The sequence below is a fragment of the Amorphus sp. 3PC139-8 genome (assembly GCF_040750475.1).
GTDB lineage: Bacteria > Pseudomonadota > Alphaproteobacteria > Rhizobiales > Amorphaceae > Amorphus.
This window is the reverse complement of sequence record NZ_JABJVY010000015.1, coordinates 47,484-73,498: the sequence shown is the minus strand read 5'-3', so window position 1 is coordinate 73,498 and position 26,015 is coordinate 47,484. Positions and strand designations below refer to the sequence as shown.

General features: G+C 64.5%; 21 protein-coding genes. 5 read left to right on the top strand and 16 right to left on the bottom strand.

The window, feature by feature from the left end; genetic code table 11:
• Window positions 1-57 precede the first annotated feature (57 nt).
• The 9 genes from HNS03_RS14960 to hmgA form a co-directional block, all read right to left on the bottom strand.
• On the bottom strand, window positions 58-3,750 hold the full coding sequence (locus HNS03_RS14960) for a cellulase family glycosylhydrolase (RefSeq protein WP_367196316.1): 3,693 nt from the start codon (window positions 3,748-3,750) through the stop codon (window positions 58-60).
• A 195-nt stretch (window positions 3,751-3,945) separates the two neighbouring features.
• Entirely contained in the window at window positions 3,946-5,259 is a 1,314-nt protein-coding gene (locus tag HNS03_RS14955) for an HlyD family type I secretion periplasmic adaptor subunit (protein ID WP_367196314.1), read from the bottom strand.
• Window positions 5,256-7,010: a type I secretion system permease/ATPase gene (locus HNS03_RS14950; RefSeq protein ID WP_367196312.1), complete on the bottom strand. Its 1,755-nt coding sequence runs from the start codon at window positions 7,008-7,010 to the stop codon at window positions 5,256-5,258. Before HNS03_RS14950 ends, HNS03_RS14955 begins: the two co-directional genes overlap by 4 nt.
• A 472-nt stretch (window positions 7,011-7,482) precedes the next feature.
• Complete coding sequence (locus HNS03_RS14945; protein WP_367196310.1) at window positions 7,483-7,686, bottom strand: DUF2783 domain-containing protein; 204 nt, start codon at window positions 7,684-7,686, stop codon at window positions 7,483-7,485.
• Window positions 7,687-7,702: 16 nt separating this feature from the next.
• Window positions 7,703-9,325, bottom strand: a complete 1,623-nt coding sequence (locus tag HNS03_RS14940; protein WP_367196308.1) for an FAD-dependent oxidoreductase — start codon at window positions 9,323-9,325, stop codon at window positions 7,703-7,705.
• A 155-nt stretch (window positions 9,326-9,480) separates the two neighbouring features.
• Complete coding sequence (locus HNS03_RS14935) at window positions 9,481-10,434, bottom strand: MBL fold metallo-hydrolase (protein ID WP_367196306.1); 954 nt, start codon at window positions 10,432-10,434, stop codon at window positions 9,481-9,483.
• A 70-nt stretch (window positions 10,435-10,504) separates the two neighbouring features.
• On the bottom strand, window positions 10,505-11,053 hold the full coding sequence (locus HNS03_RS14930) for a hypothetical protein (protein ID WP_367196304.1): 549 nt from the start codon (window positions 11,051-11,053) through the stop codon (window positions 10,505-10,507).
• Window positions 11,043-12,056, bottom strand: a complete 1,014-nt coding sequence (locus HNS03_RS14925; RefSeq protein ID WP_367196303.1) for a fumarylacetoacetate hydrolase family protein — start codon at window positions 12,054-12,056, stop codon at window positions 11,043-11,045. Before HNS03_RS14925 ends, HNS03_RS14930 begins: the two co-directional genes overlap by 11 nt.
• A complete protein-coding gene (gene hmgA / locus HNS03_RS14920) occupies window positions 12,056-13,369 on the bottom strand; it encodes a homogentisate 1,2-dioxygenase (RefSeq protein WP_367196302.1) in 1,314 nt (437 codons plus the stop codon). Before hmgA ends, HNS03_RS14925 begins: the two co-directional genes overlap by 1 nt.
• Window positions 13,370-13,521: 152 nt before the next feature.
• Here hmgA and HNS03_RS14915 point away from each other — a divergent pair, with 152 nt between their 5' ends.
• From HNS03_RS14915 to HNS03_RS14900, 4 genes are all read left to right on the top strand, one after another.
• Window positions 13,522-13,947 carry a MarR family winged helix-turn-helix transcriptional regulator gene (locus HNS03_RS14915; RefSeq protein WP_367196419.1) on the top strand — a complete coding sequence of 142 codons (426 nt, stop codon included), beginning with the start codon at window positions 13,522-13,524 and terminating at the stop codon, window positions 13,945-13,947.
• A gap of 154 nt (window positions 13,948-14,101) precedes the next feature.
• Complete coding sequence (locus HNS03_RS14910) at window positions 14,102-14,641, top strand: MarR family winged helix-turn-helix transcriptional regulator (protein WP_367196301.1); 540 nt, start codon at window positions 14,102-14,104, stop codon at window positions 14,639-14,641.
• Entirely contained in the window at window positions 14,641-15,288 is a 648-nt protein-coding gene (gene maiA / locus HNS03_RS14905) for a maleylacetoacetate isomerase (RefSeq protein ID WP_367196300.1), read from the top strand. Before HNS03_RS14910 ends, maiA begins: the two co-directional genes overlap by 1 nt.
• 142 nt (window positions 15,289-15,430) lie before the next feature.
• Window positions 15,431-16,750 (top strand): DUF2865 domain-containing protein, encoded by a 1,320-nt coding sequence (locus tag HNS03_RS14900; protein ID WP_367196299.1) that lies wholly within the window; start codon window positions 15,431-15,433, stop codon window positions 16,748-16,750.
• Here HNS03_RS14900 and HNS03_RS14895 read toward each other — a convergent pair.
• The 4 genes from HNS03_RS14895 to HNS03_RS14880 form a co-directional block, all read right to left on the bottom strand.
• Complete coding sequence (locus HNS03_RS14895; RefSeq protein ID WP_367196298.1) at window positions 16,662-18,029, bottom strand: glutamate--tRNA ligase; 1,368 nt, start codon at window positions 18,027-18,029, stop codon at window positions 16,662-16,664. The genes HNS03_RS14900 and HNS03_RS14895 overlap by 89 nt on opposite strands.
• Before the next feature lie 79 nt (window positions 18,030-18,108).
• Window positions 18,109-19,779, bottom strand: a complete 1,671-nt coding sequence (locus tag HNS03_RS14890) for an NAD+ synthase (RefSeq protein ID WP_367196297.1) — start codon at window positions 19,777-19,779, stop codon at window positions 18,109-18,111.
• Between the two features lie 165 nt (window positions 19,780-19,944).
• Window positions 19,945-20,727: a class III extradiol ring-cleavage dioxygenase gene (locus HNS03_RS14885; RefSeq protein WP_367196296.1), complete on the bottom strand. Its 783-nt coding sequence runs from the start codon at window positions 20,725-20,727 to the stop codon at window positions 19,945-19,947.
• Window positions 20,728-20,927: 200 nt separating this feature from the next.
• Entirely contained in the window at window positions 20,928-22,313 is a 1,386-nt protein-coding gene (locus HNS03_RS14880; protein ID WP_367196295.1) for a class II 3-deoxy-7-phosphoheptulonate synthase, read from the bottom strand.
• Between the two features lie 157 nt (window positions 22,314-22,470).
• Here HNS03_RS14880 and HNS03_RS14875 point away from each other — a divergent pair, with 157 nt between their 5' ends.
• On the top strand, window positions 22,471-23,190 hold the full coding sequence (locus HNS03_RS14875) for a VIT1/CCC1 transporter family protein (RefSeq protein WP_367196294.1): 720 nt from the start codon (window positions 22,471-22,473) through the stop codon (window positions 23,188-23,190).
• A 4-nt stretch (window positions 23,191-23,194) separates the two neighbouring features.
• Here the strand turns inward: HNS03_RS14875 and HNS03_RS14870 are convergent, their stop codons facing one another.
• Genes HNS03_RS14870 through HNS03_RS14860 form a run of 3 tightly spaced genes read right to left on the bottom strand, consistent with a single transcriptional unit; the run spans window position 23,195 to window position 25,805 of the window.
• Window positions 23,195-23,830, bottom strand: a complete 636-nt coding sequence (locus HNS03_RS14870) for a gamma-glutamylcyclotransferase family protein (protein WP_367196293.1) — start codon at window positions 23,828-23,830, stop codon at window positions 23,195-23,197.
• Window positions 23,827-25,215 (bottom strand): glutathione-disulfide reductase, encoded by a 1,389-nt coding sequence (gene gor, locus HNS03_RS14865; protein WP_367196292.1) that lies wholly within the window; start codon window positions 25,213-25,215, stop codon window positions 23,827-23,829. Before gor ends, HNS03_RS14870 begins: the two co-directional genes overlap by 4 nt.
• A 56-nt stretch (window positions 25,216-25,271) precedes the next feature.
• A complete protein-coding gene (locus tag HNS03_RS14860; protein WP_367196291.1) occupies window positions 25,272-25,805 on the bottom strand; it encodes a DUF2059 domain-containing protein in 534 nt (177 codons plus the stop codon).
• Window positions 25,806-26,015: the final 210 nt, after the last annotated feature.

Here is a 26,015-nt window from a genome sequence, read left to right as displayed (position 1 = left end):
CGCAGCGCGGAATGAGGAAGATGGTTCCCAGATTTCCTCATCCCACTCGTCCGGCGATCAAACCGACAGCAGTTCCGGATCAGCATCGCTCAAAAGCGCGTCGAGATCGAAGTTGCCCTCGTCGGTGAGGAAGCCGAACGTGATCGTCTGCCCCGGTGCGATCTCCCCATTCCAGGCCGCGTTTTCGATCTCGTAGCGACCATCCTCGCTTTCCACGATGGTCCCGTTCCAGAGTTGGGTGATCTCGAACGGCAGGTCGATCCCCAGGTGCCAGGCGTCGATCGCCGCATCGCCGTCGTTGGAGATCGAGACCTGATACTGGGCGCCGCTGCCCCAGTCGTTGACGAGGGCGAGCTCGAACGACAGCTCGCTATCTTCCACCGGCGGGTCCACAGGCCCCGGCTCACCGCCGTCCTCGTCGTCCGTGATGGTGGCCTCGGTCACGAGATCGTCGCCGAAGGGATTGGAGATCTTCAGCGAGAAGCTCTCCGTTCCCTCCTGCACGTCGTCGTCCACGAGCGTGACGGTTACCGTCTTCTCGGTTTCGCCGGGGGCAAATTCGAGATCGCCCGACGTGGCCTCGTAGTCGCTGCCGGCGAGCGCCGTCCCATCCACGGTTTCGTAGGAGACCGTTACCGCCTCCTCCTGGGCTTGATCGATCGACACCGTGAAGGTGACGCTCGCAGGGCCGGAAGGATCGCCGTTGTCCGCCTCGATCAGCGGCTGAAGCTGGTTCACGGCGTTCTGACGAACGGTGGTCCAGTCGTCTTCCAGGATGCCGCCTGTATCGCCGGAATTCGGGTTCCAGGACCACCACGCCCAGCTCATGGCGCTCTCGCCGGCCCCGAGATCGCTGGTACCGTCGAGATCGTAGTCGCCACCGAGATACTGGACGATCGCATCGGCCCAGGCCTGATCTACGGAGGTCTCCAGCTTGGAGCCGAACTCGCCGAGCAGGATCGGGGCGATTTCCTGCTCGTGGATGTAGCCCCAATGATCGGAGAACACCTGCGACAGGTCGGAACCGTCGGTGAACCACGGCTGATCATAGACCGACTGCGGATAGTCGTGGGGCGAATAGACCACCTTGTTGTCCTGGTCGAGATCGACAGGACGATCGGCGACGCCCTGCAGGTTGCCTCCCCACCAGTAGTTGTCGCCCTGATAATCGCCCACGCCTTCCACGACGATCAGCCAATCCAGATTGACCGCATGGATGGCGTTGCCGGCCGCTTCCGCCGCCGCGGCCCAGTCGGTGGGGCCGCCGCCGCCCCAGGTCGCCGGGCCGTGCGGTTCGTTGTGCAGATCGGCGCCGATCACGGCATCGGTGTCGGCATAGCGTTCGGCAAGCGTCGTCCAGTGATCAATCCAGTCCTGGGCGCTGTATTCGTCCGTGTACCAAAGCCCGCTTGCCTGGGCCCCGTCGCCGGCATCGACCCGGTGATGATCCAGCAGGATCTTCATCCCGATTTCGTCGGCATAACCGACGATCTTGTCCATGATCTCCAGACCGTTGAGGCCGACCAGATCCGGATTCTTGGAGAAATCAATCCCGCTCGGCGAACCGCCGGTCGCGACGAGCTCGCCGGAGAAAGGCAGACGGATGGCGTTGAAGCCCTGGTCCTGCATCTGGTCCATCATGTCCTGCCAGTTGCGCGCCCACAGGCCATGCGGCGCCGACAGGGTCGTCTCCAATCCGAACCAGTTGACCGCGTGGATCTCCACTTCGTTGCCGGCGGAATCCACGATCGCGTTCCCGCTGGTGGAAAACGGCCCATCGGCGATGGTGGCCGTGCCGCCGCCGCCATGGCCGCCTTCGCTCACCGGACCGCCAACGGAGACGGAAAGCTCCGGCGGCGTCGGCGGGGCGACATCGTCATTTTCGATGGTGCCGGTGGCGGTGGCGTCGGCAATCGTCCCGCCTTCGGCACTCGTCAGGCGTACGGTGAAGCTTTCGGAAGCCTCGACCGTCGTATCGTCGACCAGGTCGACGACGATGGCCGCCTCTTGTGCGCCTGCGGGAATGATCACGCTGCCGGATCCGGCGACGAAATCGACGCCTGCCTCCGCCGTCCCGGCAAAGGTCTCATAGGTGACCGCGACATCGTGATCGACCGCTTCAGACAACCGCACGGCAAAAGCGGCGGAGCCCGCATTTTCGACAACTGTCACGTCCTGAATGGAAACATCCGGGATCACAGGTTCCGGCTCGGGTTCAGGTTCACCGCCGCCATCGTAGCTCGCCGCGACACCGTTCAGCGTGACATTTGAAAGCGCAACGGCGTTGCCCGATGCCTGGAAGCCGAAGCCTGCCTCTTGCCCTCCGGAGAGCGCGCCATTGTAGCTTTCGTTCTCGATCACGTAGCGGTCGCCCTCGTGGGAAACGATCCGACCGTTCCAGATGTTGGTGATCTCGGCGTCGAGGGTGAAGGCGATCTGCCAGTTCCCGACCGAACTCTCCGGCGTGAAGCCGAGATCGGCCACGAACCCGCCAGCCCAGGACGAGCGCACCTCGTAGCTGAGATCGCCGTTGTTGGCGGCATAGAGGAGTTCGCCATCCGCCGGATCGGGCGCCGTGCCGGTCCCGGTGTCTCCGCCGTCGCTCCCGCCCGTGTCGCCACCGGTATCGGAGAGCGCGGCGAGCGTTTCCTGTACTTCCGCACGCGCGTTGCTGTCGGAGAATTTCAGATGATCGGCGAGCGTATCGACCAGATCTTGCGCGGCCGGCTCCATCACCATAACCACGAAGCCGGTGGAATCGACCTTCAGGTTTAGATGGCCGTTGTCGTCAACGAAGGCGGAGAAATCGTCGGCGTCGACGTCCACCTGGATGTAATCGTCATCCCCATGGAGATGGACGTGGTCCATGCCCTGGCTGGTGCCGTCGATGGTGAGGACCAGGTTCGGATCGGCCGGAGCACCGTCCCCTCCGTCCGACAGGTCGTTCAGGAAGCCGTTGAAGCGATCCTTCTGCAGCCGACCGTCTTCCAGCGCGCTGTCGTAGCGCCAGAGCTGGTCCAGTCCGATGAGATCGTCCGGCCCGACGTTGGTAATGACCGTCTTGCCCCACACATCGTTGTAGCCGCCCCAGCTTTCGCCGAAGTGCGAGATCGTCATCTGGTTGGCGGCATCGTCATACTCGATCCTCATTTCGCGACCGGTAAAGGTCGTGAAATTGAGCACGATGTCCTCACCATGGGCGGCCCGCATGGCCGCGAAATCGTAGGTGGTGGTCTCGCCGGCAACGCCGGTCTGGACCACGATCTGGTTGTCCGGAAATGTGCTGGTGGGATCGATCGAATAGACCGAAGCAACCAGATCGTCCTGGAAATGGTTGTTGGTCGCCGCCCAGCTCTGGATCAGGGTCGACAGGTCGGCGGGGTCGATGTCCGGGATGCTTCCGATCGGCTCCTGGGATTCCCAGATGCTAACGGGCATGACACTCAGCGTGTAGTTCCCGTCCGGCTGCTCCTCCCACAGGACGCAGTAATTGTGGGCGCCCATTTCCGAAACACCGCCGTCGTCGGTCCGAAAGCCGAAGACGAGCTTGTCGGTGGCAGGATCGTAGGTGCTCAAATCATCGGATCCGAACACGACGATTTTGCCGATCTCCGGGCCGCTGCCGGCCGGCCACTCCGCATTGCCGCCGTTAATCCAGCTCGCCGGCGAGCCCACGGGGTAACCGAGCCCGTACGGGTTGAAGTAAGCGGGCCGGTCGCCCTCGTACGCATTCCAATCGACGCTAACCATTCGTGTCACACCCTCACTTGTTTGGTTTTATCGCGACCCCCTCGGCACCGCGCGTCGCACCCCAATTTCAACTCGAACAGTTCAGCAGAACTTCCGCTTGCCTCGCGTCTCGAATACGCGGTTGTGAACCTCGGATTCTTCGTCACGATGACGTTCTTCTACTTGAATTTGTCGCAATTAAGACGGATACAGGGATCACGGATCGCGAAACGTTCGGCGCAATTGCGCCTGAAGCGGTTCCACCAAATAGGACATCACCGTGCGCTCGCGCGTCTGAATAAACACGTCGGCCGGCATGCCGGGGACCAGTTGTTTGCCGCCCAGCCGGGCAAGTTCGGTGTCCGACAGCGCAATCCGAACGCTGTAGAACGCCGTGTCCCGCCGTTCGTCATGGCTGAGATCCGGCGAAATCCGCACCACCTCGCCTTCGATCTGCGGCGTCTCGCGCATGTCGAACGCGTTGATGCTGACGGCCGCGAGCTGGCCGAGATGGAGCTGTTCGATGTCGACGGGCGCGACCCGCACATCGATCACGAGCCGGTCGTCGTGCGGCACCAGATGCAGGATCGGCTCGCCGGGCCCAACCACGCCGCCCACGGTGTGAACCGCCAGTTCGTGCACCACGCCATCGGTCGGCGCGCGAATATCGATCCGGGCGAGATCGTCCTCGGCCGCGATCAGGCGCTCGCGCAGATCGGAGATCTTGGTTTCCACCTCGCGCAGTTCCGCCAGCACCTGCTCGCGGTCGTCGCGGCGCAACTGCAGCGCTTCGATCTCGGTTTCGGCAATCCGCCCGCGAGTCATGGCGATCCGGGCGACCAACTCGCCGCGCTCGCCATCCAGCCGGACCTTGTTGCGCTCTAGCGCCATAACTCGTGTCTTCGGCACGTGACCGAGCGCCAACAGCGAGCGCAGCCCAACCAGCTCGTCGGCGATCAGATCGATCTCCGCCTCCTTCGCGTTGCGCTGAGCCTCCAGGCCGACGATTTCCTCGTTGAGCTGCGCTTTGCGCTCGTCAAGTTGTTCGATCTGACCCGACAGGGTTTCCCGGCGCGCGGCATGAACGCGGCGCTCGCCGGCCAGCGCTTCGGCGACCGCCGGCTCGTCGGTCCGGCCGGACAGCGTATCGGGAACGCTCAGGGTCTCGCGGCCCTCCCGCTCCGCGTCGAGCCGGGCGTGGCGGGCCGCAAGCGCGATCAGCTCGGCATCGAGGATCGCCTTGCGCGCGTTCGCCGCCGTCGCGTCGAGGCGCAGCAGAAGATCGCCCGCCGACACCGGAGTGCCGTTTTCGACGTAGATTTCGCCGACGATGCCGCCGTCGCGATGCTGAACAGTCTTCAGGTTGGACGAGACGACCACCTGTCCGGGGGCGATGACCGCCCCTCCGAGCTTGGCGCTGGCCGTCCATCCGCCAACGCCCACGACGAGGAAGGCCGACACCAGGCCACCGAGGATGAGGTCGCGCTTCAAGCGCCTGGAGACCGTGCTGAAAGTCGGAATATCGCTCATGCCCGCTCCTCCGCCGCTTTGACGTCGGTGGCGTCGTTCGCAACGGCAAGCGACGCCGCCTTTGCGGCACGCCGCCCACCCGGGCGAGCCGCTCGGGCCCCCAGGATCTCCTCGCGCGCGCCAAAGCGCGCGATCCGGCCGGCTTCCATGATGGCAATTTGGTCGGCGACACGGACCGCGCCCGGGCGATGGGCGATCACGACCGCGATTCCGCCACGCCGCCGGACCGCCTCCAGCGCTGCGACCAGCGCCGCCTCGCCTTCCGCGTCCAGGTTGGCGTTCGGTTCGTCGAGCACGACCAGAAACGGGTCCCGGTAAAGTGCACGAGCCAGCGCCAAACGCTGCCTCTGGCCAGCCGACAGGATCGAGCCGCATTCGCCGATCCGGGTCTGATAGCCCTCCGGAAGTGACAGGACACGCTCGTGAATACCGGCACTGCGGGCGGCGGCTATAACGGCTTCGGCGTCCGGAGACGCTTCCATGCGCGCGATATTTTCGGCCACGCTCGCGTCGAACAGCTCGACGTCCTGCGGCAGATAGCCGATGTGGCGGGCGAGATCGGCGCGCGGCCATTGGTCGAGGGGTGCACAGTCGAGCATCACGCGGCCGCGCACCGGGGTCCAGGCGCCAACCAGCGTGCGTGCGACCGTCGACTTGCCGCTACCGCTTGCGCCGATGACGCCCACGATGGAACCCGCCGACACCGACAAAGAAGCGTCGAGCACCAGCGGCGTCCGCGATTCCGGTGCAAGCACCGTCACCCGATCGACCCGCAGGGCGCGGGCGGGTGGCGGTAGTTGCATCGGCTCGGGCACAGAGGTGCCGGTAAGCTCGTCCTTCAGGTTGCGATAGGCAGCACGAGCCGACAGCAGGCTGCGCCAATGCTGCACCACCGTTTCGATCGGCTGCAGCCCACGGGCCATGATGATCGCCGCCGCAATCATAGCCCCGCCGGTCACGGCGCCATCGATCGCAAGATAGGCGCCCGTACCGAGCACCGCCGATTGCAGCGCAAGCCTGCAGACTTTAGTGACCACCCCGGCAGTGCCGACTACTTCGGAGGCCCGTGCGCTCGCGCCCAGAAAGCGGTCATTGAGCGCGGCGAAACGTGCGCCAAGGGCCCCTTCCATGCCGAGACCGGCGATGACATCGGCGTTGCGACGGGCCGCTTCGGCAAGGGCAGCCCGTTCGGCGCCGGCCGCCGAGGCAGCGGCGGCGAGGCGCCGGGCCCGATGGTTGGTGAAGGTCGCAATCGCCACTAGGACAAGCGCGCCTCCCGTGGCGACCAGCCCCAGTACCGGATGGATGAGATAAACGATCGCCAGATAGATCGGGATCCAGGGCAGATCGAACAGCGCCGCCAGGCCGGCCCCGCTGAAGAACTGCCGGATCTGATCGAGATCGGACAACGCCCGACGGCTCGCCGGATCAGGATTTTTCGAAAGAGGTTCCCGAAGCACGCGGGCGAAAACGCTGGGTGCGGCAGTCAGGTCGATGGAGTGGCCGATTTTCACCAGCGCTCGGCTGCGGATCGCATCGAGCGTGCCCATCACCACGTAGAGGCCGGCCAGAAGCACAGACAGCGCCACCAGCGTCGGCACGCTGTGGCTGGTCAGGACCCGATCGTAGACCTGAAGCATGTAGAGCGGGCCGGCCAGCATGAGAATGTTGACGACGGCGCTGAAGAGGGCGATGGCGACGAACCCCCGTCGCAACCCTGCAAAAGCGGACCGGGGGGAACCGATGCCCACGACGGCCTCCAAGCTGGCTCGCACGCGCCCTGCCCACAGGCGTCACCCGAGTCGCGTTCGTCCGACGTGGACACAGCCGAGCGAATGTCGGCGCCCATCCAACCGGAGCATTTGCCTATTCGTTTGTCGAAGCCCCCCCAGCTCCGCCAACCGAATCCGAAGATTCGCGTCTTCGCCCGCACCGAAACCCCAACCGGCGTACGTTTTGCACCCCGACTACGCAGAACGTCTGAAACCGCGAGAACGAATACTGCGGCCCCAAGAAGATCGACGAATTGTGGCAAAAAATGTACTCAACCCCTAAAAAACCCAGGGCGAGACAAAAATCGTTCCAAACGGCGCGTCCAGCCGCACGTCCTGCGCCGAAGCGCGTACTGCGCATTCGCGCACCGACTGGCCTGCGCAGCCCAGGTGCGCAACATTGCGCAAAGCCGATGTCCGGCCGCGATGCGAGAAAGCAGGGTGCCCGACTTTACGCTGGCGCCTTCGCCTTCTTGGCGGTCGCGATCGCCTCCTTCAGCACGTCGAGGTCGCCGATATGGTTGGCGAGCAGGAGGATCAGCCGGATGTTGACGTCCGCGCTCTCCTCCTCCGAGAGGCCGCGGTGGGCATCGACCAGGGCATGATAGGCCGCATCGGGATCGGCGAAGCGGGTTTGGGTGACCAGATTGTCCATCGTCGCGTCCTCCCTCTCAGTGGCCGCTGGCGCGAGCGATCGCCTGCGCGACCTTCCCGGCGTCGAAGCTGCGGAAGCGGGCCGCCAGATGCTGGTCGGGCCGCACCACATAGGTGGCGCCGGGGGTGGCGTCCATGCGGCGCTGGAACAGGCCCTCGCTATCGAGCACCTCGTCGCCGATGACCCTGAGATCCGCCCCCTCGACGGCGTTCGGCCGGCCGCCATCGCGGACATAGAGCACGGTGAAGCCGTCGCCGAGCACGTTGAGGAGATGGGTGTCCTCACCCGCCGCCGTCCGCATGGGGCAGTCGGGCAGCGGCGCTCCAAGCTGAGCGGAGCCGGCAAACGGCGTCTCATCCGGGGTGGACAGCGGGGTCTCGTAAACCGCGGGCATAGAGAGTCGCCCGGAGTTCACCAGGCGCTGGGCGAACGGCTCGCTTCGGGCCAGATCCAGTACGGCGTTGCGCAGCCGCCGCTCGAACGGCGAACGCGGCGAGATGAAGTCGGTGGAGCGGGTAGAGTGGCCGATATTTTCGTCGGCCGCAGCGGAGCGCTCGAGCTGATAGGTTTCGATCAGGCTCTCCGGTGCCTCGCCCTTCAGCACGAGTGCGAGCTTCCAAACCAGATTTTCCGCATCCTGCACACCGGAATTCGCCCCGCGCGCGCCAAACGGCGACACCTGGTGAGCGGAATCGCCGGCGAACACCACGCGACCGTTCACGAACCGGTCGATCCGACGGCACTGGAAGGTGTAAACCGACACCCATTCCAGCTCGAAATTGGAATGACCCAACATCTGCACGATGCGCGGGATCACCCGTTCCGGCTCGCGTTCGACTTCCGGATCCGCCTCCCATCCAAGCTGCAGATCGATCCGCCAGACATTGTCCGGCTGTTTGTGAAGCAGCGCCGACTGGCCGGAATGAAACGGCGGATCGAACCAGAACCAGCGTTCGGTCGGAAAATCCGCCGTCATTTTGACGTCGGCGATCAGGAAGCGGTCCTCGAAGACGTGGCCGAGGAAGCCGATCCCCATCATGTCGCGGATCGGGGATTTCGCGCCGTCGCACGCAATCAGCCATTCCGCATCGAGCTGATAGGGACCATCCGGCGTTTCGATCGTCACGGTGACGCCGTCGTCACGCGGATCGACGGCCGTGACCTTGTTCTTCCAGCGGAGATCGATCAGATCCAGATCGAGGACACGCTCCACCAAATATTGCTCGGCGTAATATTGCTGCAGATTGATGAAGGCGGGCATGCGATGCCCCTCCTCCGGCAGCAGATCGAAGGTGTAGACCAAGTCGTCTTCCAGGAAGCATTTGCCGATCTTCCAGGTGACACCCTTATCGACCATGCGCTGGCCAACTCCGAGCCGGTCCCAGACCTCCAGCGTGCGCTTGGAAAAGCAGATCGCACGCGAGCCCTCGCCAATCCGATCCGCATCGTCCAGGATCACCACCGGGATGCCGCGCTGGGCAAAATCGATCGCGGTGGAAAGCCCGATCGGCCCGGCGCCGACAATGACCACAGGTCGGCGCACCGGCGTCGTGGCGTCCTGGTCCGGCGAGCGTGCATAGGAAAATTCAAAGACGCCCCGACGGGTCTCGACCCCGTGGACGGCACCCCCTTCGGCCATGTCGTTTCCTCCAGCCATGTCCGGCGACCGGCGGATCGCCGGCGCGACAGCATTCTTTTTGCCGGCGGTTTCTGCCGCCGATCACGCCGTGCTCCGGCGTTTTGTTTGCGGGACCGGGCGTCGATCTCACGCCCGGCCCCGGTATTCAAAAAGGATCAGGAGCCTTGCAGGTCTTCCCACATCTTGCGATCCTTCTCCGCCGTCCAGATGCGCGGCGTGTCGATGCCGCGGGCCTCGTCGAAGGCACGCGCCACGTTGAACGGCAGGCAGTGCTCGTAGATCGCGTAGTCGGAGAATTTCGGATCACAGGCCGCGCGGCAGGCGTCCCAGGCCTCCTTCAGCGTCCCGCCGCGCGCAGCCACGCGGGCGACCGGGCGATAGGTCGATTCCAGAAAATCGCGCGTCAGGTCGATCGCTTCCTCGACCTTCCCCTCGCCCATCAGCGCATCGCCGCGTCCCGGCGCAATGGCCGTCGGTCCGAAATCGCGGATGGCATCCAGCGTATCGCCCCAATCGGAGAAGTGGCCGTCGCCGCAATAGCAGGCCGATTTGTATTCGACGATGTCGCCAGTGAACATCACGCCCGCGTCCGGAACCCAGGCAACGATGTCGCCGGCGGTATGGGCGCGCCCGAGATGCATCAGGTCGACCCGGCGATCGCCGAGATAAACCGTCATGGCGGTGTCGAAGGTCATGGTCGGCCAGGTCAGGCCCGGGATCGATTCATGGCCCTGGAACAGGCGCGGGAAGCGGCCAAACTCCGAATCCCAGTCTTCCTGCCCGCGCTCGTAGACCATCGCGCGACAGACATCGGAGGCAATGATTTCATCGGCGTTGTAGGCCGACGCACCGAGCACGCGCACGGCGTGATAGTGGCTGAGCGTGACGTAGCGGATCGGCTTGTCGGTGACGCCTCGGACCTTCTCGATCACCAGATTGGCGAGCCTGGGCGTCGCCTGGGCGTCAAAGATCATCACACTGTCGTCGCCGATGATCACGCCGGTGTTCGGGTCGCCCTCGGCCGTGAAGGCATAGAGGTTCGGTCCGACCTCGGAGAAGGAAACGGTCTTTTCGCTCATGTCGCCGGTGGAGGCGAATTCCTTGGCCATTGGGGTCCTCTCAAGTCTCGTCGATCTCTCCGCCAGTGCCGAGCACTGACGCGGGGTTCGCTCTCGTGTCTCAGTTTGACGTGTTGAACTCGGCGAACGTTCTCATCTCGTTTTTCAAAGAGCTGAAACCGCCATCGCCGTCCGGCGTTCGGATATCGTCGATGACGGCGTGGCCGCCGTCTTCCACCACTTCGAAGCGCGTCTCGGTAGCCTTCTGGAAATCGGGATCGTCGCCGAAACAGGTCGTCGATTTGAAGCGTGCAACGACGACGGTTCGCCCACTTGCGGACGATTGCGGCTTGATCGTCACGTCTTCCAGCGGGCAGCCATCCTGGGCGTTTACGATGACATCGTAGTCGAACGGCGTCCCGGCCTCTTGGGCGAACGCGTTGTCCGACGCCTTACGGAAGAGCGCGACGAACTCTTCGCTGTAGAGCCGGTTCAGCCGGTCCTCCGAGAACAGGTTCTGAAACTCCGACCCGTCCTCCGCCCAGTTCGCCTCGGTCGCCGTCATGATCTCCTTGACCGGCGCGGTCGGGTCGGCCGCCGACGCCGTGCCGGCCGCAAGCACAACGGCGCCGAAGAGCATTGCGGCGGGAACCAGCCGGTTAGCCCTCATACTTCTCCACCGTCTGCTCGATCGCACCGAAGATCGAGTGGTGCTTCTCGTCGAGCATCTCGATGCGAACGTTGTCGCCGAAGGCCATGAACGGGGTTTTCGCCTCGCCCGAGTTGATGGTCTCGACCGTCCGGATTTCCGCCAGGCACGAATAGCCGACGCCACCCTCTTCGATGGTCTTGCCGGGGCCGCCGTCGAGCTTGTTGGAGACAGTGCCCGAGCCGATGATGGAGCCGGCACAGAGCGGCCGGGTCTTGGCGGCATGGGCGATCAGCGTCGGGAAGTCGAACGTCATGTCGACGCCCGCATTCGCCCGTCCGAACGGCTTGCCGTTGTAGTCGACGTTCAGCGGCAGGTGCAGCTTGCCACCATCCCAGGCGGATCCGAGCTCATCCGGTGTCACCGCGACCGGCGAGAAGGCCGACGAGGGCTTGGACTGAAAGAAACCAAACCCCTTGCCGAGCTCGGCCGGAATCAGCCCGCGCAGCGACACATCGTTGACCAGCATGATGAGCCGGATCTTGGAAGCGGCGACCTCCGGCGTGGCCCCCATCGGCACGTCGTCAACGATAACGGCGATTTCAGCCTCGAAATCGATGCCCCAGGCCTCGTCGGCGAGCCGAATCGGATCGCGCGGAGCCAGGAAGGAATCGGAACCGCCCTGGTACATCAGCGGATCGGTCCAGAAGGACTGTGGCATCTGCGCGCCGCGCGCCTTGCGCACCAGTTCCACGTGGTTCACGTAGGCGGAGCCGTCGGCCCACTGATAGGCCCGAGGAAGCGGGCTCAGCGCGTTGTGCTCATGAAAGCGCTCCGAAGGCACAGACCCGTGGGACAGGCTTTCGGCCAAGGCTTCCAGCTTCGCGCCGGCATGCTCCCAATCGTCGAGCGCGTCCTGCAGCGTCGGCGCGATTTCGCCGGCATCGGTCATCTCGGTCAGGTCGCGTGAAACCACGACAAGGCGCCCATCGCGGCCGCCGGTCTTCAAGGTGGCGAGTTTCATCAGTCCCACTTTCCCTCAGGCGTTCCGTCGAAGCGCTTCTCCAGTCCCGACCAGCAGTCGAGATAGTCGTCCTGCAGGGTCTGGGTCTCTGAAGCGTAGCGCGTGAGATGCTGGGGGTATCGGGTTTCGAACATGAAGGCCATGGTGTCTTCGAGCTTGGTCGGCTGAAGCTCGGACGTCGACGCCTTCTCGAAGCCGAACGCATCCGGCCCGTGCGGCAGCATCATGTTGTGCAGGCTCATGCCGCCCGGCACGAAGCCCTTTTCCTTGGCATCGTACTGGCCATGAATGAGGCCCATGAATTCCGACATGATGTTGCGGTGGTACCAGGGCGGCCGGAAAGTGTGTTCCGCCACCATCCAGCGCGGCGGGAAGATCACGAAATCGACGTTGGCCGTGCCCTCCTCCCCGGACGGTGCCGTCAGCACCGTAAAGATCGACGGGTCGGGATGGTCGAACAGGATCGCCCCCACCGGCGAGAAGGTCGAAAGATCGTATTTGTAGGGCGTGTAGTTGCCGTGCCAGGCGACCACGTCGAGCGGCGAATGGTCGATCTCCGTCTCGTAGAACCTGCCGCACCACTTGACCACGACCTTGTGCGGCTCGTCGCGATCCTCGTAAGCGGCGACCGGTGCCTTGAAGTCGCGCGGATTGGCCAGGCAGTTGGCGCCGATCGGCCCGCGATCCGGCAGCGTGAACTTCGCGCCGTAATTCTCGCAAATATAGCCGCGGCCCGGGCCGTCCTTCAGCGCAACCCTGAACATCATGCCGCGCGGCAGCACCACGATCTCGCCCGGCGCGACCAAGATCCGTCCGAGCTCGGTGAAAAGGTCGAGGGTCCCTTCCTGGGGGACCACCAGCATTTCGCCGTCGGCGTTGAAAAAGACCTCGTCGCCCATGTCCTCGTTGAAGGCATAGGTATGCGCCGCCATGCCCACTTGGGTGGGCGCGTCGCCGGCCGTGGTCATGGTGCGGATGCCCTGCAGGAAATTCGTGTCGGCATTCGGCATCGGGGTCGGATCCCAGCGAAGCTGTCCGATTGGGAGCTCGCTGTCGTCCAGGTTCGGCGCCGATTTCCAATCGGCAAGCACGATCGACTTGAAGCGGCTGGTGTGACGGACCGACGGCCGAATCCGATAGAGCCAGGAGCGCTCGTTCGTGCCTCTGGGGGCGGTGAACGGCGAGCCGGACAACTGCTCCGCATAAAGGCCATAGGCGCAGCGCTGGGGCGAATTCTGTCCTTGGGGCAAGGCGCCGGGGAGCGACTCGGTCTCGAAGTCGTTGCCGAAGCCCGGCATGTAGGCAAGCGTCATCGCTTCCTCCTCGTCGAACGCGACGTTGCTCTTGTCACCCGAAAGGGGCAAGGTTGCGGGAAGGTCATATCATATGAAACGAAAGTCAATCCGGTAGCGTTCCATCGACCACCGCAAATCGCAGGATGCAGGAGGCCCCACCCTTGAGCGAGGTGACCATTGGCTTCGATCTCGACGAGTTCGTGCCCTATCTCGTCAACGTGCTCGGCACGCGCCTGTCCGTCGAACTGGGCGCGGAATATGGCGAGCGCTTCGGGATTTCGATCCCGGAATGGCGCGTGCTGGCGCATTTGAGCCAGAATGATCATGTGTCGGTGCGCGAGATCTATCGACGGGTGGAGATGGACAAAGTGAAGGTGTCGCGCGCCGCGACGCGGCTGGAGGCGGCCGGTCTCATCGTCAAGGAGATCCCGGACGACGACCGCCGGCTGGTGGCGCTGACGCTGACCGCGAAGGGCCAGAACGTGGTCGCGGAAATTGTGGATATGGCGCTGGATTTCGAGCGCCGCTTTCTTGCAAAGCTGGAGCCGTCGGAACAGGAAACCTTCCGGCGTCTGCTCAAGCGCATGCTGGCATAACCGTTTCGATCCAGACGACGAGACCCACGTCAGTCGCACCTGTCGCCCAGCTGCCTCTTGCCCCGGCGGGACCAGCCCGCTATTCGCCAACAGGGAGGCTGCGTCCAACCGGGTCGGCCCTTTTTCGCTTCTATGAACGGGAGGGGATTCGAAATTGGCGACGAAAGCTCCGCAATCCTCCAAATCGAACGCCGAGGCGACAGTTGACGCCGCTGACGCCGAACGCGATGCGGACGCACTGCAGCTCGACGCCTTTCTCCCCTATCTGCTCTCGGTGCTGTCGGAGACGGTCAGCCAGTCCCTCTCCCGCCTCTATGGCGAGCGCTACGGTATCTCCATCCCTGAATGGCGCGTTTTGGCGATCCTCGGTCCGCATGGCACCATGACGGCGACCGAGATCGGCGCCATCGGTCAGATGCACAAGACGAAGGTCTCCCGTGCCGTCGCTGCCTTGGTGGAAAAACGCTTCCTCGAGCGCGAACGCAATCGCGCCGACCAGCGAGAGGCCCTGTTGCGGCTGACCGACCAGGGACGCACCATCTACGAGGAATTCGTGCCGTCCGCCCGCGCCTTCAATGCGGCTCTTGTGGATGCCCTATCTCCAAGCGAGCGCGCGCAGCTTCAGTCGATCCTGGAGCGTTTGACCGAGCGGGCTCGCGATCTTTCCCGTTCCATCAGCGAGGACCAATTTTAATGACGCTCGCCCTCTACGACTATTTCCGCTCCGGCGCCGCCTACCGCACCCGCATCGCGCTGAACTACAAGAACCTTTCCTACGAGCACATCCCGGTGCACCTGACCCGCAACGGAGGCGAGCAGCACAGCGACGCCTACAAGGCGATCAATCCGCAGGAGCGAGTCCCCTCGCTGAGGCTGGAGGACGGCACCATCCTGGTTCAGTCGCCGGCGATCCTGGAGTGGTTGGAGGAGGTCCATCCCGAGCCGCCGCTGCTGCCGAAGGACCCGGTCGCCCGAGCAAAGGTGCGCGGCGTGGCGGCGATCGTGGGCTGCGACGTCCACCCGATCAACAACCTCGCCATCCTGAGCTATCTGCGCGGTCCGTTGGGCGTGGAAGAGCCCAAGGTGCAGGAATGGATCGCAACGTGGATCCAACGCGGCTTCACGGCCGTTGAATCCCTGGTCGAGCCCGGCCCCTATAGTTTTGGGGGGACGCCGACGCTCGCCGACCTCTACCTGATCCCTCAGGTCTTCAGCGCCGAGCGTTTTTCCGTCGACCTCTCCGCATTCCCGAAAATCCGGGAAATTTACGCCGCTTGCAACGAATTGCAGGCGTTCAAAAAGGCCCATCCCTCGGTCCAGCCGGACGCTGTGTCGGCATAGCAACAACAGTATGGAACGAATCAGCGCGCGCGAATTTGATTTGCAACCTCCACCGAACCCGGACTAACCGAGTGCAGGTGTGAGGTACGGGTACGGTGGCGTGCCCGGATCGAGCTGTCGTACGCTCATGAAAGGCGCCACGATGACGTTGCCGTCGGCTCCAAGACGCACGGCCCTTCTGGTTGGACTGTTCGCGCTCGCGATCATGATGATCGTCGGTACCGGCAGCGCATCGGCGCAGAGTTGCGCCGCGATGCGCTCGGAACTTTCGCGCCTGAATTCCGCCGGTTCGGCGACTGCCGAGATTGCCTCCCTGGAACGCCGCGCGAATGCCAACGGCTGCCGCAACGCGACGAGCTGGGGCCGGCCGCAAGTCTGCGCCGGGATCGATGCGCAGATCTCCTCCTTGAAGCGAAGCGGTGGGTCCGCCAATCCGGCGCGCGCCCGTCAGCTTCAGCGGGCGATCGCGCGCAACTGTTCCGACCCCGAGCCCCAGCGCCAAGCCAACACCCGCCGCTCGCGCCAGGAGCAGAGCCAGCCCTCCCAGGCCCGCAGTCAGCCTGCGCGCAACACAGGCATCACCACTCACGGCAGCGTCATCATCCATGGCACGCGGCCGGACAACTTTATCGGCGCCGAGGCGCGGGAAACCCCTGGCTTCTTCGCCCGCCTATTCGGTGGCGGACAGCGCGCGTCCCGTTTCCGCGAGGACGGTCGCCACGTCGAGACGCCGGATGCCCAACGCGAAAAGGCACCAGCGGACAGCAATCGGGCACGGCTCGACCGGTCGGGAACCTCGGAGGGGGATGGGATCGTCGGCGTCTATCGCGGCGGCGGCATGAAGACCTGGTGCGTGCGGTTGTGCGACGGCTTCTATTTCCCGGTCAGCTATTCCACATCCAGCAGCAACTACCGGCGCGATCTCGCCATCTGCCAGGGCCGGTGCCCGGGCGCGGACGTCTCGCTCTACTCCCATCCAAGCTATCTCGACCCTGAGGACATGGTCTCGACCGTCTCCGGCGAGCGCTACACCGCGCTGCCGACGGCGTTCCTTTATCGCGACAAGGTCATCTCTGGCTGTGGCTGCGAGCTTCAGGCACCGGAGATCAAGACCGCCGGCGATCGCGGCCTGACCACCCCGCTCGACGCCGCACCGCAAGACGAGGCGAGCGAACTTGCCTCCACCGAGACGGGCGAAGACGGCGTGGAAACTCCGGTCGAGGCGGGAGATGCCGAACAGGGTTCGCTGACAGTCGCCGCCTATGCCCAGGAAGTCGCGGAAGATTCCCCCGCTTCTGCCGTCCTGAAAGAGCTTCCGCTCCGTCCAAAGTCCGATGACGACAGCGACGCACGGGAGATCACCGAGGACGATCTCAACGTGCGGAAAGTCGGTCCAACGTTCTTTGCCGACCAAATAGCGGCATCAGCCGCCGAAGCTCAGGCCCGGACGAGCGGCCAGTAAGCGCGAGACGCAACGGCGCAAACAGCGCCCGCCCCTTGCGTCCCGATGCTTTGCCCACCGCCTTCGTCCAGGCGGAGAAGGTCGTCTCGTCCCAAGGCTCCTCCGGCAGCAGATCGGCGGCCAGCGACAAAAGCTCCCGATCGTCCGGATCGACCGCCGGTTCGACCGGCCCCGTCACGACCTGCCACCACTCCGAGGCCTCCGACAGACGCGTGAGGTTGTCGCGCACGGCGAGCCAAAACGCTTCGCCACCTCCAACGCCGAGCGCGGCAAGCCGCTCAGCCACGTCGGCATAGTCGTAGGCCTGCAGCACCGCACCGTTCAGATTGTCCAAATCGCCCGGATCGAAGGTTGCCGCCGATCGACTGATCGAGGTCAGATCCACGACGTTCGCAAGCCGGTCCAGGCTGGAGACCGCCTCAATCGCATGCGAGGTGCCGGTGAGCACGGCGAGCGAGACCACCGCCATAGCCTCGTAACCGCTTTCGCGCAGCGAACGCAGCGAGAGCGCGCCGGTGCGTTTGGAAAGCGCTTCTCCGTCCGCGCGGACCAGAAGATTGTGATGGCCGAAGCTTGGCGGCGTCGCGCCGAGCGCCCGAAAGATCGCAATCTGAACGCCGGTGTTGGTAACGTGATCATCGCCGCGCACAACATGGCTGATGCCGAGCTCGATGTCGTCGACCACTGAGGGCAGCGTGTAGAGGAAGGTTCCGTCCTCGCGGATTAGCACGGGGTCGGAGACCGATCCAAGGTCGACGCTCTGGTCGCCGCGACAGAGATCCGTCCAGGTCACCGGCGTCGGCCGGACGGCGCGCGGATCGTCGTCGAAATTGGGAAGAAGAAAGCGCCAATGGGGTTTGCGGCCCTCGTCGAGAAGCTGCTGGCGGGCGGTATCGTCGAGAAACAGCCCTGCCCGGTCGTAGATCGGCGGCAGTCGTCGCGCCAGCCTGCGCTTGCGGCGAACATCCAACTCCTCGGCCGTCTCGAAACAGGGATAGAGCAAGCCTGCCTGTTTCAGCCGGACCACAGCCTCTTCGTAGCGCGCGAAGCGATCCGACTGGCGCACCACCATATCCGGCTCGATGCCGAGCCAGCGCAGATCCTCCACGATCGCCTCGGCGAACCTCTCTTCCGAGCGCGCCTGGTCGGTATCGTCGAGGCGTAGCACATAGCGGCCGCCATGGTGCCGGGCGACGAGCGCGTTCAAGAGCGCGGTTCGGGCATTGCCGATGTGGAGATAGCCGGTTGGCGAAGGCGCGAAACGAACCGTAACCTGCATGGTCGTCACCTTCTTCCCCGTCCGAGAGAACGGGCGCGGCTTTTGGCGGCAAGCGGTCGAACGGTCATCAACATTTCGGTCATCGCCTATCCCGGAAGCGATTGGTGATCGGAAAGCGGCGCTCCTGCGCGATGCCGTGCGAGGTCAGCATCACGCCGGGAGCCGCCTGGCGGCGCTTGGGCTCGGCCCGGTAAATCAGGTCTGCGACAGCCCGCACGGTTTGAAGCACATAGCCGCGCGCGGTAACCTGGCTCACACTCAATCCATCTTCCAGCAGCGCTTGGAGGATCCCATCCAGGATGGCCTGGGGCGGGATCGCCGCCTGACGACTCCGGTCGGCGCTCAAGCCCGCGTGCGGCGGCTTGGAAAGAACACGCTGCGGCACGACGTTGCGTTCAGGGCCCAGAGCGTCCAGTGGCCGCTTGCCGTTGCGCCAACGGGCCAAGCGAACCAGGTCCGTCCGGTAAAGGTCCTTGATCGGGTCGAAACTGCCGCTCATGTCGCCGCAAGACGCCGCGAAGCCGGTTGCGAGATCCGACTTGCCGATGGCGGCAAGAGGCAGCGTGTGGGTCGCTTGCGCGCGGGCCATCAAGAGCGTGCCGCGCACGCGTGCGGCAATCATTTCGTCGATATTGGCGTCCAGCGACGGCGACGAATGCGCTGCAAGCGCAGTGAGAACGCCATCGGCGCCGGGCTCGATTGGCACGGTCTCCAGTGCGATCCCAAGCACCTTTGCCACCTCGGCGGCATCCTCCAGGCTCTCCGGCGCCGCGTTTTGGCCGAACAAGCTAAGAGCGTGCACCCGCTCGGCCCCCAGCGCATCGACGGCCATCGCCGCGCAAACGGCCGAGTCCAGTCCTCCCGTCAGATCGAGCGTCACGCCGCGAAAGCCGTTCTTCTCCATATAGGCCTTGAGCCCGCACAAACAGGCGCGCCAGGTCGCTTCGGTGGCGTCCGGAAGGCGCGCCCGCGGGCCGTCGATCACGGTCCAGCTTTCGCCATCGCGATCCCAATGCGTCACCACGACGCTTTCGCCGAACTGAGGGAGCTGAAACCCCAACGACCGATCGGCGTTCAGGCCGAAGGAAGCGCCGTCGAACACCACTTCGTCCTGACCACCGACGAGATTGGCGACGACGACCGGCAACTCGAACGCAACCACCCGAGCAACCGCCGCCTGCAGCCGCTGGTCCGGCGCGGACGGTATGAACGGTGACGCCATCGGCGCAACCAGGATGTCGGCGCCGGTCTCCGCCAGGCACTCCACGACATCCTCGTCTCTCAAGTCGTCGCCAATCGCGATCCCGAGCCGAACGCCTCGCACCGCGATCGGCCCTGGTGTCGGTCCCGGCACGAACAAGCGCCGCTCGTCGAACGAACCGACGACCGACAGCATCGCCTTGTAGGTGAGCGCCTGAACCTCGCCGCGATCGAGCACGGCAACCGCGTTGAACAGCCGGCCGGCCTCACGCCACGGCGTTCCGATCAAGACTGCCGGACCGTTCCCGTCGCCGGTCACATCGGCGAGCGTCTCGATCGCGGAGCGGCAGGCTTCGCAGAACGCAATGTCCGCGGCCAGCCCCTCTGGCGGCGCGCCGGATATGAAAAGCTCCGGAAAGACGAGAATGTCGGCCGATTTTTCGCGCGCCTCTCGCCAAGTTCCAAGCGCGAGGTCGAGATTGCCGGCGACATCGCCCACGATCGGATCGAGTTGGGCGATGGCGATCCGGATGCTCGCAGTCTCGACCATGGATGGCTGTCTCGTGCGCTAGAAGCTGCAATGAACCTCGAATAAGGCTCAGCCGTTGCTGATCCCTTTGCTCCGGCAGGAGCAGATCGACGCGCGTACCAGCGACGGAGGCCTGCACATAGCGCGCGCACCGTCACTCCGCAATCAAGTGGCATTTTTCAGGTTTTATGCGAACGCGTAAGCGTCCATCATCAACGCGCCGTATTCGTGGGAGGTGTGCACCCGCGAAGGCACCGCCCCGCCTGCACCGAGCGCGACGAACAAGGGCATCAGATGTTCGTCGGTCGGGTGATTCTCGACGGCGAACGGCGCCTGGCGGCGATAGTCGAGAAGCGCGTCGATATCGTGCGCCTTGATGCGGTCCACGATCCAATCGGAAAAGGCAACAGCCCAGTCGGCGGGAGCGGCATCGACGGGATTGCGCCCGAGTTCCGTGCGGATTGCCCGAAGATTATGGGTCAGCGACCCCGAACCGATCACCAGGATGTTGTCGGCGCGCAGCGGAGTGAGCGCCCGGCCGAGCTCGAAATGGTGGCGGGCGTCTTCCTCGGGCTGAACCGAGATCGCAACCACCGGAATATCCGCCTCCGGATAGAGCAGCTTCAGCGGCACCCAGACCCCATGGTCGAAACCCCATGTCTGATCCACGACGGCCGGCATGCCGACGGCTTCAATCAAACCGGCGATCCGGCTGGCAAGCGCGGGATCGCCCGGTGCCGGATAGGTCATCTCGAACAGCCTGGGATCAAACCCGCCGAAATCGTAGATCATCCGGGGATGCGCCGCCCCCAGCACCGCCGGAACCCGTGTCTCGTAATGCGCGGAGATCAGAACGATCGCATCGGGCCGCGGCAGCGCGTGGGCGTACTCGGCGAGGAAATGGCGCGCCGGCGTGTCCGACAGGACCAGCATCGGCGAACCGTGGGAAACGAAGATGGACGGCAGCATGGCGTAACTCCGGCTTGGGCGGAGGACCGATCGCATCTAGGGACGCCGCCCATCCGCCTTTCCGCAGATATAGGCGGTCACCAGCGGCGCAGGCAGGGCGCTAACCGGAAACGCATCGTTCATCATTTCGGAAACGCCCGCGCAGGATGCCGCCGGAAACCGATTTTCCGCCCGCATCGCGCCCTGAGATCGAAAGCGCCCTACTCCGCGGCCACCGTCGGCGCACGGTAGCCCTGGTCGAGCCGCTCCTTGCGCAGGTTCTCCGCGATCAGGAAGGCAAGCTCGATTGCCTGCTCCGCGTTCAGACGCGGATCGCAATGGGTGTGATAGCGGTCCGAGAGGGTTTCCGCGGTCACAGCCCGCGCGCCACCGGTGCACTCGGTGACGTTCTTGCCGGTCATCTCGATGTGGATGCCGCCGGCATGGGTTCCCTCCGCGCGATGGACCGCGAAGAAGGTTTCCACCTCCGACAGAACCCGCTCGAAGGGCCGCGTCTTGTAGCCGTTCATGGAGACCGTGTTGCCGTGCATCGGGTCGCACGACCACACCACGCTGCGCCCTTCCCGAGAGACCGCGCGGATCAGGCCCGGCAGGTTGTCCATCACCTTGTCGGCACCCTGGCGCACGATCAGGGTCAGCCGGCCCGGCTCGTTTTGCGGGTTGAGGGTCTCGATCAGACGGACCAGTTCCTCCGCCGACATCGACGGGCCGCACTTCAGCCCAATCGGATTCTTCACCCCGCGGCAGAATTCGATATGGGCGTGATCGAGCTGGCGCGTCCGGTCGCCGATCCACAGCATGTGACCGGAAGTCGCGTACCACTCGCCGGTGGTGGAATCGATCCGGGTCAGCGCCTGTTCGTAGCCGAGCAGCAGCGCCTCGTGGCTGGTGTAGAGATCCGTCGAGCGGAGTTGAGGCGTGTTGCCCGGCTCGATGCCGCACGCCCGCATGAACGAGAGAGATTCCGAAATCCGGTCCGCGATCACACGATATCGATGGCTCTGCGGGCTGTCGGTGACAAAGCCCAGCATCCACTGATGCACGTTGTCGAGATTGGCGAAGCCGCCCTGGGCGAACGCCCTCAGGAGATTCAAGGTAGCCGCCGACTGGCGGTAGGCCATCTCCAGGCGCGCCGGGTCCGGCGTGCGGCTTTCCGGCGTGAAGGCGATGTCATTGATGATATCGCCGCGGTAGCTCGGAAGCTCCAGGTCGCCCTGCTTCTCCGTATTGGACGAGCGCGGCTTAGCGAACTGGCCAGCAATCCGGCCGACCTTCGTCACCGGCGAGGCGGCCGCGTAGGTCAGCACCACCGCCATCTGAAGGAAGACGCGGAAGAAGTCGCGAATGGTGTCGGGGTGATGCTCCGCGAAGGATTCCGCGCAGTCGCCACCCTGGAGCAGGAAACCATTGCCTGCGGCGACACCGGCGAGCTCCGCTTTCAGCCGGCGCGCCTCGCCTGCAAATACCAGTGGAGGATAGGTCGAGAGACGGTCCTCAGCCGCCGCGAGCGCCCCCTCGTCCGGGTACTCGGGCACCTGCTTGATCGGCTTCGATCGCCAGGATGCTGGTGTCCACGTCTCAGTCATTGTAATCATTCCAAATAAGGCGCCGCCGTCGGCGCGTCGTTCCGTTCGCCCCCCGCGTTCCGCGAGTGGGGGGCACTTATACACATGCCGGTTGTCTCTTGGCCACCCGTCCAGCGATCTCCGGCGTCGACAAGATCAAGAGCACGCAGGAGCACCGGTGGAGGGCGAGCACAGCCACAAGCCAGCGGACATCAAGGCCCGCCTCGCCGCCGGCCCGAAAGCGTCCTATCTGCGCGACTGGGTCTATGGCGGCATCGATGGCACCGTGACCACCTTCGCCGTCGTCGCCGGCGCGATCGGCGCCGAGTTTTCCACCCAGGTGCTGCTCGTGCTGGGCGCGGCAAACCTGTTCGCCGACGGCTTCTCCATGGCCGCCGCCAACTATACCGCAACCCGCGCGGAAAGGGAGGATTATCGACGCCTGCTTGAGCAGGAACGTCGCCACATCCGCTTCTTTCCCGATGGCGAGCGCCAGGAGATCCGGCAGATCTTTCAAAACAAGGGGTTTCAGGGCGAAGAGCTGGAAACCTTGGTCAGCCTCATCACCGAGCGCAAGGATGTCTGGATCGACACCATGCTGGCGGAGGAATATGGTCGCTCCAATACGCAGTCCGATCCGGTACGCAGCGCCGGTGCGACGTTTGCCGCCTTCGGTCTGTGCGGAGCGCTGCCGCTGGCACCGTTCGTGTTGTCGATCCCCGAGGCGCCCTCGGCGGCAACCGGACTTACCGCCCTCGTCTTCTTCGCGATCGGATCGGTGCGCAGCCGCTTTTCCACCCGCTCCTGGCTCAGATGCGGCTTGGAGACCTTCGCGATCGGCTTGACCGCGGCCGGCGTCGCCTTCCTCGCCGGCGATCTTCTGACCCGGCTGTTTTGACGGTTTAGCGGTTAAAGCGGACCGCACCGGCCGTCGAGAGCGCATCGTCGACCAAGGTCCGTTCCTCGTCAGTCAAGGTCTGCGCACGCGGATAGAGCGGCTCGTCGCGATCATCGAGGACCGGCACATGCCAACCATCGGTGGTCGCCATGAAATCGGCGACACCTTGCTCACCAAACACCTTCAGATAGCCCTGCAACACGCAGTCGACATAGCTCTGCAGGACCGGAAATCGGCGATCGCCATAACGATCATGGCGCTGCTTGACCCGGTAGACATAGGCTTCGCCCGGATGCCGGTCGGACGTTTCCGGTGCGACCTGGTCCCGCCCAACGGTTAGCCGGTCGTAGTGACGCTCGCGCCTGTCGAGGGTCGGCAGGCTCGCCACCGCTTCTCGGGCAAGCACGCCCTTCACCACCGCACCCGGCTCCGCGGCAACAATCGTGAGCGAACACGTTCCCGACATCAGCGAGCGGCGCGACGTCACGCGCCATGCCCGCCGATAGCCGGTAAGCCGCGCGGGAATCACCGTCTGGCTCTGGGGCCGTGTTGCGGCATTCACCAGCGAGCCGTACCCGAAATAGTGAAAGACCTCGCCAACGTCCTCTGAGCCGCGTCGGCCCGTCGTCAGGTCGTTCATTCCGCCGCTTCGCGAACGTACCGTTCCGGCGCCATGCGCATGGTAACGAGCTCTTCCGCCGCCGTCGGATGGACCGCGACGGTGGCGTCGAAGTCGGCCTTGGTCGCTCCCTTCTTCAGAAGGATGCCGAGGACCTGGACCATTTCCGCCGCGCCGTGACCCATGACGTGAACGCCCAGCACGCGGTCCGTCTCTCCGTCGACGACGAGTTTCATCAGCATGCGCTCTTCGCGACCCGACAGCGTATGCAGCATCGGCCGGAAGTTCGTCTTATAGACGTCGACGATCTGGAAGGCGGCGCGCGCCTCCACCTCCGTCAGGCCGACCGTACCGAGCTCCGGCTGAGAAAACACGGCACTCGCGACGGTCTCGTGATCGACATTGACCGGACGACCGCCGAATACGGTGTCGGCGAAGGCGTGACCCTCGCGGATCGCCACCGGCGTGAGATTGATCCGGTTGGTGACATCGCCGACGGCATAGATCGACGGCACCGAGGTGCGCGACCATTCGTCCACGACGATCGCGCCGTGGACGTCGGTCGTGACCCCGGCGCATTCGAGCCCGAGACCATTGGTATTAGGACTGCGCCCGATCGCGAACAGGATCTGATCGGCGGCCAGGACATGCCCCGCGGCGGTGTGGCCGAGCAACCCGGCGTCCGTCTTCTCGATCTTCTCGAACACGTCGCCGCAGACGATCTTAACGCCCTTGCGCTCCATTTCGGCGTGAAGCGCCGTCCTCAGATCGTCGTCGAAGCCGCGCAGGATCTCCTCGCCGCGATAAAGCAGCGTGGTTTCGACCCCGAGGCCATTCAGGATACCGGCGAACTCCACCGCGATGTAACCGCCCCCCGTAACGACCACTCGCTCCGGCAAGGTCTCCAGATGGAAGACCTCGTTGGAGGTGATGACGTGCTCGACACCCGGCAGCCGCGGATCGATGTTCGGCCGGCCTCCGGTTGCGATCAGGATCGTCTTGGCCGTGACCGAACGATCCTCCGCCTCCAGAAACACCCGATGCGGGCTTTCCAGCGTGGCGCGGCTGCGGATTGCCGCAACGCCCGCGCGCTCAAGGTTCGCCAGATAGGCCCCTTCCAGGCGGCCGATCTCGCGATCCTTGTTCGCAATCAGCGTCGCCCAGTCGAAGGTCGCACCTTCAAGCCCGCTCCAGCCGAAGCCGACGGCATCCTCGAATGCCTCGGAAAACTGAGAGGCGTAGACCAGGAGCTTCTTGGGCACACAGCCGCGGATGACGCAGGTGCCGCCGTAGCGATATTCCTCGGCGAGCGCCACCTTGGCGCCGTGCTGCGCGGCAATTCGGGCGGCGCGCACGCCGCCGGACCCGCCGCCGATCACGAACAAATCGTAGTCGAACTCGGACATCGTCACCTCTTACCGGAGGGCGCCATCTTCCGCCGGTCAGCCAACCGGTCAGACGATCAAAGCGGGAGACCTTGGGCCTTCAGCCGCTTGCGCACCTCTTCCACCATCTCGGTGGAGATCGCATCCGCCCACTGCTTCGACGCGCCGATGGAGAGCGCCGAAATACTCGGGCCCAGCCGGGCGAGCTTTTCGCCGGTCGGCGTCTGATAGAAGTCGGCAATTTCGTTCAGCTCGTCGGCCGAGAACCGTCGCGCCCAGATTTCCTCGACCGTCCGATCGAGTTGGGGGCGGCGCTGCGCCATTTCCAGAGCAACCTGGGTGGTGGTCTCCTCGATCTGGGCGGTCAGAGAGGGGTAGCTGCGCGTGAACAGTGTCTGGGTCTGTTCGGCCAAGGTCGGCAGGATCTGGTCGAAGCCTTCCGAGACCTGGGCGGCATCGATGGCGCGCCGGGCGGCCTTCAGATGCTGCGGCGTCAGAGCTTCTTCCTGCTCTCCCTGCTGCGACTGGGCCTGAACCGACGGGGCGCCGGCCACGAGAAGGCCGATGGCAAGTGCCGCGCCAGCGGTTCGACACCAATTAAGACAGCGCATGAACGTTCTCCGCGTTTTTCTGGATCAGGCCGGAGTGGATCCTGGGGATCCGACACTTCCGACCACGATCGAAACTCAATTCGTAAGAGCGGGATGGCGAGGGACAGCCCGTGCCCTTCTACATCCCGTCCCATATTGGCAACCACAGACTCAATCTAGAACAAATCGCACCGGGTTCTGGTCGGAAATTGCGTCAACAGATTGAAGCAC

Excerpts from the sequence above, each read along its gene's own strand:
- HNS03_RS14960 (WP_367196316.1), bottom strand. The coding sequence starts at position 3,750 with ATGGTTAGCGTCGATTGGAATGCGTACGAGGGCGACCGGCCCGCTTAC.
- HNS03_RS14955 (WP_367196314.1), bottom strand. The coding sequence starts at position 5,259 with ATGAGCGATATTCCGACTTTCAGCACGGTCTCCAGGCGCTTGAAGCGC.
- HNS03_RS14945 (WP_367196310.1), bottom strand. The coding sequence starts at position 7,686 with ATGGACAATCTGGTCACCCAAACCCGCTTCGCCGATCCCGATGCGGCC.
- HNS03_RS14940 (WP_367196308.1), bottom strand. The coding sequence starts at position 9,325 with ATGGCCGAAGGGGGTGCCGTCCACGGGGTCGAGACCCGTCGGGGCGTC.
- HNS03_RS14935 (WP_367196306.1), bottom strand. The coding sequence starts at position 10,434 with ATGGCCAAGGAATTCGCCTCCACCGGCGACATGAGCGAAAAGACCGTT.
- HNS03_RS14930 (WP_367196304.1), bottom strand. The coding sequence starts at position 11,053 with ATGAGGGCTAACCGGCTGGTTCCCGCCGCAATGCTCTTCGGCGCCGTT.
- HNS03_RS14925 (WP_367196303.1), bottom strand. The coding sequence starts at position 12,056 with ATGAAACTCGCCACCTTGAAGACCGGCGGCCGCGATGGGCGCCTTGTC.
- hmgA (WP_367196302.1), bottom strand. The coding sequence starts at position 13,369 with ATGACGCTTGCCTACATGCCGGGCTTCGGCAACGACTTCGAGACCGAG.
- maiA (WP_367196300.1), top strand. The coding sequence starts at position 14,641 with ATGACGCTCGCCCTCTACGACTATTTCCGCTCCGGCGCCGCCTACCGC.
- HNS03_RS14900 (WP_367196299.1), top strand. The coding sequence starts at position 15,431 with ATGACGTTGCCGTCGGCTCCAAGACGCACGGCCCTTCTGGTTGGACTG.
- HNS03_RS14895 (WP_367196298.1), bottom strand. The coding sequence starts at position 18,029 with ATGCAGGTTACGGTTCGTTTCGCGCCTTCGCCAACCGGCTATCTCCAC.
- HNS03_RS14890 (WP_367196297.1), bottom strand. The coding sequence starts at position 19,779 with ATGGTCGAGACTGCGAGCATCCGGATCGCCATCGCCCAACTCGATCCG.
- HNS03_RS14885 (WP_367196296.1), bottom strand. The coding sequence starts at position 20,727 with ATGCTGCCGTCCATCTTCGTTTCCCACGGTTCGCCGATGCTGGTCCTG.
- HNS03_RS14880 (WP_367196295.1), bottom strand. The coding sequence starts at position 22,313 with ATGACTGAGACGTGGACACCAGCATCCTGGCGATCGAAGCCGATCAAG.
- HNS03_RS14870 (WP_367196293.1), bottom strand. The coding sequence starts at position 23,830 with ATGAACGACCTGACGACGGGCCGACGCGGCTCAGAGGACGTTGGCGAG.
- gor (WP_367196292.1), bottom strand. The coding sequence starts at position 25,215 with ATGTCCGAGTTCGACTACGATTTGTTCGTGATCGGCGGCGGGTCCGGC.
- HNS03_RS14860 (WP_367196291.1), bottom strand. The coding sequence starts at position 25,805 with ATGCGCTGTCTTAATTGGTGTCGAACCGCTGGCGCGGCACTTGCCATC.